This window comes from Skermanella sp. (assembly GCF_059503625.1).
This window is the reverse complement of sequence record NZ_JCACHA010000955.1, coordinates 1-6,748: the sequence shown is the minus strand read 5'-3', so window position 1 is coordinate 6,748 and position 6,748 is coordinate 1. Positions and strand designations below refer to the sequence as shown.

Below are 6,748 nucleotides of genomic sequence, written 5' to 3'. Positions count from 1 at the left end.
GCCATATAACAATTAAGCATTTATTACTAATGGATATGCCTAAAGGCGAATGAAACTGCCTCATTCACCAATCCAGGCTACCTTACTCCAATTCTGACACACGCATCTGAGCAATGGTGCCGCATGTCCCGGCCAGACATGCAGTTGCGTGTTAATAAATTGCAGTTTCCGTAAGTTGAATTGGTGAGAGATCATAGGCACCCGTTGCAGGGCCTGCCGGAGAACCAGCTCCGCAGATTTGGTGGCGACATGAGCTGAGATGGCGCAAACGCGATCAAAATCCCGATAATCCTCCCAAAGTACAACCGTCGGCCTGTACCAACCGTCGGTAGGAACCGCTATCCTCCGGTCACATCCAGAACCGGCGGTCAGAAGCCGGTGGCATAAACCGGGAGGAACCCGACCATGCGGCATCTCGTCACCAGCCTTCTCACGATGGCGGTGCTGCTCAGCTCCGTATTCACCGACCAAGGCTTCATCACCCAGGGACTCGCGGCCGACCGGCCCATGGTCCGGGTCGGCGTCCTGAAGTTCGGCACAGTCAGTTGGGAACTCGATACGATCAAGAGCCGTAAGCTGGACGAAGCCGAGGGCATAGATCTGCAAATCGTCGATCTCGCCAGCAATCAGGCGACCCAGGTTGCCTTGCAGGGCGGCGGCGTCGACATGATCGTGACCGACTGGCTCTGGGTATCCCGGCAGCGAACCGACGGCGCCGACTATACCTTCGCCCCCTACTCCACATCGGCCGGAAGCATCATGGTTCCGGCCGGATCGGACATCCGGTCGCTCGGCGACCTGAAGGGCCGTAAGATCGGTATAGCCGGCGGGCCGCTCGACAAGAGCTGGCTGATGCTCCGGGCGCTGACGATGCAGAAACACGGCTTCGACCCCGACAAGGACTCGGCCAAGACGTTCGGCGCGCCGCCGCTCCTCAACGAGCAGGTCCGGAACGGAGGCGTCGATGCCGTGCTCAACTACTGGAACTTCGCGGCCCGCCTGAAAGCCGCGGGCCTGCGCGAACTTGTGACCGTCGAACAGATCGCCGGCGAGCTTGGCATCGCAACCGACGTGCCGATCATCGGCTATGTCTTCAGTGAAGCCTGGGCCGCCGGGAACGCCAAGGCCGTCGAAGGCTTTCTTCGCGCCTCCAAAGCCGCCAAGGACATCATGGGCAAGGACGACGGTGAATGGCAGCGTCTCCGCCCCCTTACCAGGGCCGAGGACGATGCCACGCTGACTGCACTCCGCGACGGCTACCGCGCCGGCATCCCGACGGCCTGGGGGTCCGCCGAACGGGAGGATACCGCCAGGGTCTACGACATACTTGCCAAACTAGGCGGACAGGAGTTGGTCGGAGCGTCGCCCCATCTGGCCGACGGGACATTCTGGGCCGGATCTTCGTTTTGACGGTGCTGTCCAAAATGGGCCGTCTGCCGGCCCATATCCTGTCGCTCCTGGTCCTGATCGTAATTTGGGAAGCCGCAGCCCTGTTCACCGGAAGCAGGCTGCTGCCGGGGCCGGGTGCCGTGGCGCTGCGGCTTGCCGATGAAGTCATCCAAGGCGGACTGCTGTTCCACCTGGCCGCGACCCTGGGACGGGTGGCCGCGAGCTTTGCCATCGCGATGGCCATCGGAACTGCCCTGGGCATCGCGATGGGCCGCATAACGCTGCTCGACCGCTTCCTGGATGGCTGGCTGGTCCTGTTCCTCAACGTGCCGGCGCTGGTGACCATCATCCTGGCCTATGTCTGGTTCGGACTTACGGAGTCGGCTGCCATCGCGGCCGTGGCCGTCAACAAGATCCCCAACGTCGTCGTCACGCTGCGGGAGGGCGCCCGCGCGCTCGACCGCGACTACCTGGAGATGGGCGAGGCCTATCGACTGGGGCGTATGAAGACCCTGCGTCATATTGTCCTGCCACAGCTCTACCCGTACCTTTTGGCGACCGCCCGCTCGGGATTGGCCCTGATCTGGAAGATCGTATTGATCGTCGAACTGCTCGGACGCAGCAACGGCATGGGATTCCAGTTACAGGTGCTGTTCCAGCTGTTCGACGTGACCGGTATCCTGGCCTATACGGTCGCCTTCATCGTGGTCGTCCAGATCATCGAGTTCTCCGTGCTGCAACCGCTGGAGATCCGCGCCGCCCGTTGGCGCCGCTGACTCCGCGGCGTATTTTTGTTGCACTGCACAGCAGTTTGCCGTTACAGCAATATTAAGCAAATATGTTGTCTGGAACGAATTCACCTGCTGAGGCGTTTCATGTCTTATGTGCTTCTCGTGGTTGCCTGCCTGAACGGCCAACCCGGCGCGTGCGTCGAGCACCGCCTTTCGCTTCCCCAGATCACCAACGCCACGGCCTGCCATCTCGGCGGAGCGGTCCGCCTCCGCGACTGGATCGCGGACCATGCGGGGTGGCGCCTGAGGGACGTCAAATGCCTGACGAACTCAAATGTGGCATCGGCGGAAAATTAACAGTTTGGTTACAGACAATAGTTAACGTCACTCTCCAGATCCTTCTCATCCCGCCGGGGGAACCGCCATGGTGAAGCAAGACGACGTGATTGAACGTACTTCGATCGTTACCTACGCCCTGCTTGAAGAACTTCACGAAGTTCTCGCGGATGCGAAGGACCCGGACGAAACGAGCCTTGGAGTCATCATGGGACTGGCAATGTTCCTTGACGACAAGATCGGACCGATGCGGTCCCAGAAGCTGATGTCCCAGGCCCCGGGCATCATCCTGAAGACCGACGCCCATATAACCGACGAACTGATGCAGCGCTTCGCTCCGGTGCTCCGCGCATTCGGCACCCATCTGGCGGAGTTTGCGACCGCACCGGTCGCCGCGCGCCCGCTTAGCAAGGTCAGCTGAGCAAGGCCTATTGATCGAAGAAGCTGAATTAACGGCACGACGCACTACCGATCGGGCGGGTGTGACATAGAACACAGTCACACCGTTCGAAAAACGCCAGGGTTTTCACCGCCGGGATGGTTTAGCACCCACCCATCCCGGCCAGCGAACCTGACGACGGTCCGATCGAGGGGAAAATCATGAGAAGCACCGCCGGAAAACTGGCTCTTGGCCTCGGCGCACTCAACCTCGCAACACTGATCCTGATGGCGACCGTCTCCGCCGACGACGGTTTCTGGGGCATCGGCAACAAGACACTGCCGCCGGGCGCACTGCCGGTCTCCGCGATAGCACGCACCGTCGAGGAGGCCGGTATCAAGCACATCTACGCCATCGATGCCGGCCGCAACGTCTATGAGGTCAAAGCACTCGATCCCAGCGGCAAGCGTATCCGGCTTACCATAGATCCCCTGACGGGCGCCGTCATCGCACGCACCTTTTCATAAGGCGCAAGTCCGTTTGGCAAGCACGGGAACTTGTCGGCAGGATTTTTGATTGAGATGGACAACCGGGTGCTGCGCTGAAGCTCACTCAGGGGTTATCATGGTTTCGTCCCTCCCAATCTCCGGTGCCGATGTGACCACGAACTCCTCCGCCTTGCCAGATGCTGCGCAGGAGCGCGCCCGATGGAGCGCGAGCGGTCCTGCATGGGACCGATGGTCCGACCCGATGGCCGACATGGCGGACCGCCTCAACCTGCCTCTGCTGGATGCCTGCGGCGTCATGCCCGGTGAAAGGGTGCTTGATCTTGCGTCGGGCGCCGGGGAACCGGCACTGAGCGCCGCCAAGCGCGTCGGTCCGGGCGGCCATGTCATCGGCATCGATCTTGTGCCCGAAATGCTCGCCGGTGCGATCCGGCGTGCAGCGGACTTCAGCGGGAAGAAGCCGGACTTCGCAGTCGGCGACATGACCTCACTGCCTTTCCCCGACGAACATTTCGACCGGGTGACCTGCCGATTCGGCATAATGTTCGTTCCCGACACCCAGTCATGCTTGGCGGAGACGCTCCGGGTGCTGAACCGGCACGGCAAGGCCGCATTCATGGTGTGGGGTCCGTTGAGCGACAACACCCTGTTCTCCGAACTGGACGCGGCGGTTTCGGACATAATCGGCCCGGACCCGAAGCACTCGCTCAATCCGCTTTTCCGTTTCGAGGAACCCGGTTCGTTAGGGAATGCGATGACCGCAGCAGGGTTCAAGAACGTCACGGAAGAGTCGCTCCGGCCGACGGCGCGGGTTCCGTTGGACAAGCCGTTCTGGCGCGCGTCGCTCGACATGCTGTTTGCGCCACGTTTGGCTTCCGCCCGAAAGGGCAGCCGCGAGCGGATCGAAGATGCGGTTCGATCGCATTTTTCCGGAGTGGCGGTCGAAGGCGTCTGTCCGCTGCACCTCCACGCCAGGATAGTCGCGGGTGAGGTCGGCTGACCCGCTGCGGTCAGTACTCGTTCCCCAGGCAGTCGATTGCGACGAGGATGCCTAGAAGCATCGCTACCGACCCGTCGGGTCCGCCGAGCGGCAGAACGAGTTCCTGGAAATTCAGGTACTCTCGGCCACACCAGCCGAGGTCGCCGCTCCGCCATGCCGGTTGATGCAAGTTCACGACATCCTGCGCGCGGTTCACCGCCGCGAGACTGTGCTGAGCACTCAATCCCGTCCCGAGCGGCTTACCCGTCAGCGGTGTTTGATGCAGCCATGAAAGCTTCTGCCCTGCCACCCGGTAAACGAACCGGGGATCGCCCTCGTTGACGTTCAGAAGGAACACATTGCCCAGCAGGGTCGAAAAATCGGCTGGATCGATATCGCGGCGTGACGGCAATCCGGCGCCCGCTGGCCTCTGCGCAAGCCAATAACCGTACAGGTTTTGCAGTTTGGCATGTGTCCACAGCGGCGGACGATGTTCGCCGGCAACGGGGCCGATCGACTGGACAGGGTCAAGAGTGGAAATATGGCTCATACCCGTAAGACTACCTACCCCTAACGATTAAGTCGAGTTAATCAATAATTTTCCCTAAATACTTTTTTGGATATGGCGAATTCGTCACAATCTGCGTGCTGGAAAGAAACATAGGCTCGTCCAAAACCGCCAAAGGAACGACCAGCTTATTAATGAGTTTAAGAGCAACCCTCCCCCGATCGCGGCTAAGAAGAAATGACGCCAGACAAAGCATCGATCCTTCAACCTGGCCGCACGTGCTGGCGAACCGAGCAAGCCAACCGTATGGCTCTGATCGTGGACGCCTGCGATTATTTCGCTGTGGCGAAAGCCGCCATTGAGCGGGCACAGCATTCGATTTACATGATTGGCTGGGACTTCGACCTTCGGCTGCGGCTGGACCCATCGAATCCTGAAGCGACCGAGCCCGACGAACTGGGAGCTTTCCTGAAGCATACTGTCAACAGCCGTCCAGGCCTACAGGCCTATGTCCTCAAATGGGACATGGCGATGCTCTTTACCCTGAGCCGCCAGATAGTGCCCGTGCTGGCCCTGGACCTCATGACACAGCGCCGGATTCATTTTCGACTCGATGCCCAACACCCATCGGGTGCGGCCCATCACCAGAAGATCATCGTGATCGACGACGCGCTGGCTTTCTGCGGTGGCATCGACATGACGGATAGTCGCTGGGATACCCGCGACCACAAGCCGGATGACGAGTTGCGGGTCCTTCCGGGCGGCTCGCCCTATCCGCCGTTCCATGACGTGACGACCGCCGTGGACGGAGATGCCGCAAAAGCGCTGGGCGAGCTGGCGCGCGAACGCTGGCACCGCGCCACGGGTGCCCATCTGCCGCCGCCGCCGGCCTGCGAACTCGATCCGTGGCCGGAACGTCTCAAGGTTACCCTGAGGAAGGTTCCCGTCTCCATCGCCCGGACATGGCCGCGCCTGGGCAAGTACGAGGAGATCCGGGAGATCGAGCGCCTCTACCTGACGGCAATCCTGGCGGCGCGCGAGACGATCTATATGGAAAGCCAGTATCTCGCGTCCCACGCCATCCGCGACGCGCTGATCAAGCGGCTCCGGGAACAGGACGGGCCTGAGGTGGTCGTGATCAATCCCGAGTCGGCGGATGGTTGGCTGGAGCAGTCCGTTATGGACACCGCGCGGGCACTGATGGTTCGTCAGTTGAGGCGGGAAGATCGGCACGACCGATTCCGCATCTACTTCCCGGTCAATGCGGCCGGCACGCCGATCTACGTCCACGCAAAGGTCCTGACCATCGATGACCGGCTGCTTCGAGTCGGCTCCTCGAACCTCAACAACAGGTCGATGGGTTTCGATACCGAATGCGATCTGGCGATCGAGGCGGTACCAGGGGAGCCCTCGGCAACCGTGATCGCGGACACGGTGATCGGCTTCCGCAACGACCTGATCGCAGAACACCTGAACGTGAGCATCAAGACGGTCGAACAGGCGATCGAAAGGCGCGGCTCCCTGGTCAAGGCGATCGACAGCCTGCGCCAGACGGAAGGACGCACTCTCGTCCCGCTCGAGGTCGAGGAGTTGAGCGAGCTTCAGGAGCAGATAGTCGAAGCACGCCTGCTCGATCCCGAAAGGCCCAAGCAGGTCGAGCGTGCCATCAGCCACACCGTCAAGAAGTTCGTCACCAAGCCCAACTGGGCTGTGATCGGTGCGGCTGCGGCCGGCATCGGACTTGCCGCCTACGCCGGCCAGCGGCTCTATACAAAGAAGTACTCGATCCGGCGCGGCGACGACGGCGGGGATGCCTGACGGGTTCCGACCAGCGGTCGGCGGCCCGATAATGCTTGTGTCCAGGGGCGGTGGAGAGGTGTACTCCTCACCGCCCTTTCGTTGACCGAGCATCCCATGAGA

8 protein-coding genes are annotated in these 6,748 nt (G+C 61.2%); 7 read left to right on the top strand and 1 reads right to left on the bottom strand.

The features are described 5' to 3' along the window. Nucleotides 1-405 precede the first annotated feature (405 nt). The 6 genes from AC5JJ6_RS34935 (at nt 406) to AC5JJ6_RS34910 (ending at nt 4,341) form a co-directional block, all read left to right on the top strand. On the top strand, nt 406-1,410 hold the full coding sequence (locus AC5JJ6_RS34935) for an ABC transporter substrate-binding protein (RefSeq protein ID WP_496046447.1): 1,005 nt from the start codon (nt 406-408) through the stop codon (nt 1,408-1,410). A 14-nt stretch (nt 1,411-1,424) separates the two neighbouring features. Then, nucleotides 1,425-2,165 carry an ABC transporter permease gene (locus AC5JJ6_RS34930; RefSeq protein ID WP_496046446.1) on the top strand — a complete coding sequence of 247 codons (741 nt, stop codon included), beginning with the start codon at nt 1,425-1,427 and terminating at the stop codon, nt 2,163-2,165. A gap of 99 nt (nt 2,166-2,264) precedes the next feature. Continuing rightward, complete coding sequence (locus AC5JJ6_RS34925; RefSeq protein ID WP_496046445.1) at nt 2,265-2,477, top strand: hypothetical protein; 213 nt, start codon at nt 2,265-2,267, stop codon at nt 2,475-2,477. A 67-nt stretch (nt 2,478-2,544) separates the two neighbouring features. Next, nucleotides 2,545-2,877: a hypothetical protein gene (locus AC5JJ6_RS34920; RefSeq protein WP_496046444.1), complete on the top strand. Its 333-nt coding sequence runs from the start codon at nt 2,545-2,547 to the stop codon at nt 2,875-2,877. Nucleotides 2,878-3,056: 179 nt separating this feature from the next. Then, nucleotides 3,057-3,362 carry a PepSY domain-containing protein gene (locus tag AC5JJ6_RS34915; protein ID WP_496046443.1) on the top strand — a complete coding sequence of 102 codons (306 nt, stop codon included), beginning with the start codon at nt 3,057-3,059 and terminating at the stop codon, nt 3,360-3,362. A 223-nt stretch (nt 3,363-3,585) separates the two neighbouring features. After that, nucleotides 3,586-4,341: a class I SAM-dependent methyltransferase gene (locus tag AC5JJ6_RS34910; RefSeq protein WP_496046442.1), complete on the top strand. Its 756-nt coding sequence runs from the start codon at nt 3,586-3,588 to the stop codon at nt 4,339-4,341. A 10-nt stretch (nt 4,342-4,351) separates the two neighbouring features. Here AC5JJ6_RS34910 and AC5JJ6_RS34905 read toward each other — a convergent pair whose 3' ends face one another. Further along, nucleotides 4,352-4,870 (bottom strand): PAS domain-containing protein, encoded by a 519-nt coding sequence (locus AC5JJ6_RS34905; protein WP_496046441.1) that lies wholly within the window; start codon nt 4,868-4,870, stop codon nt 4,352-4,354. Between the two features lie 264 nt (nt 4,871-5,134). Here AC5JJ6_RS34905 and AC5JJ6_RS34900 point away from each other — a divergent pair, with 264 nt between their 5' ends. Beyond that, nucleotides 5,135-6,646 (top strand): phospholipase D-like domain-containing protein, encoded by a 1,512-nt coding sequence (locus AC5JJ6_RS34900; RefSeq protein ID WP_496046440.1) that lies wholly within the window; start codon nt 5,135-5,137, stop codon nt 6,644-6,646. Nucleotides 6,647-6,748 lie beyond the last annotated feature (102 nt).

Coding starts and splice junctions, on each gene's coding strand:
- AC5JJ6_RS34935 (WP_496046447.1), top strand. CDS start 406: ATGCGGCATCTCGTCACCAGCCTTCTCACGATGGCGGTGCTGCTCAGC.
- AC5JJ6_RS34930 (WP_496046446.1), top strand. CDS start 1,425: ATGGGCCGTCTGCCGGCCCATATCCTGTCGCTCCTGGTCCTGATCGTA.
- AC5JJ6_RS34925 (WP_496046445.1), top strand. CDS start 2,265: ATGTCTTATGTGCTTCTCGTGGTTGCCTGCCTGAACGGCCAACCCGGC.
- AC5JJ6_RS34920 (WP_496046444.1), top strand. CDS start 2,545: ATGGTGAAGCAAGACGACGTGATTGAACGTACTTCGATCGTTACCTAC.
- AC5JJ6_RS34915 (WP_496046443.1), top strand. CDS start 3,057: ATGAGAAGCACCGCCGGAAAACTGGCTCTTGGCCTCGGCGCACTCAAC.
- AC5JJ6_RS34910 (WP_496046442.1), top strand. CDS start 3,586: ATGGCCGACATGGCGGACCGCCTCAACCTGCCTCTGCTGGATGCCTGC.
- AC5JJ6_RS34905 (WP_496046441.1), bottom strand. CDS start 4,870: ATGAGCCATATTTCCACTCTTGACCCTGTCCAGTCGATCGGCCCCGTT.
- AC5JJ6_RS34900 (WP_496046440.1), top strand. CDS start 5,135: ATGGCTCTGATCGTGGACGCCTGCGATTATTTCGCTGTGGCGAAAGCC.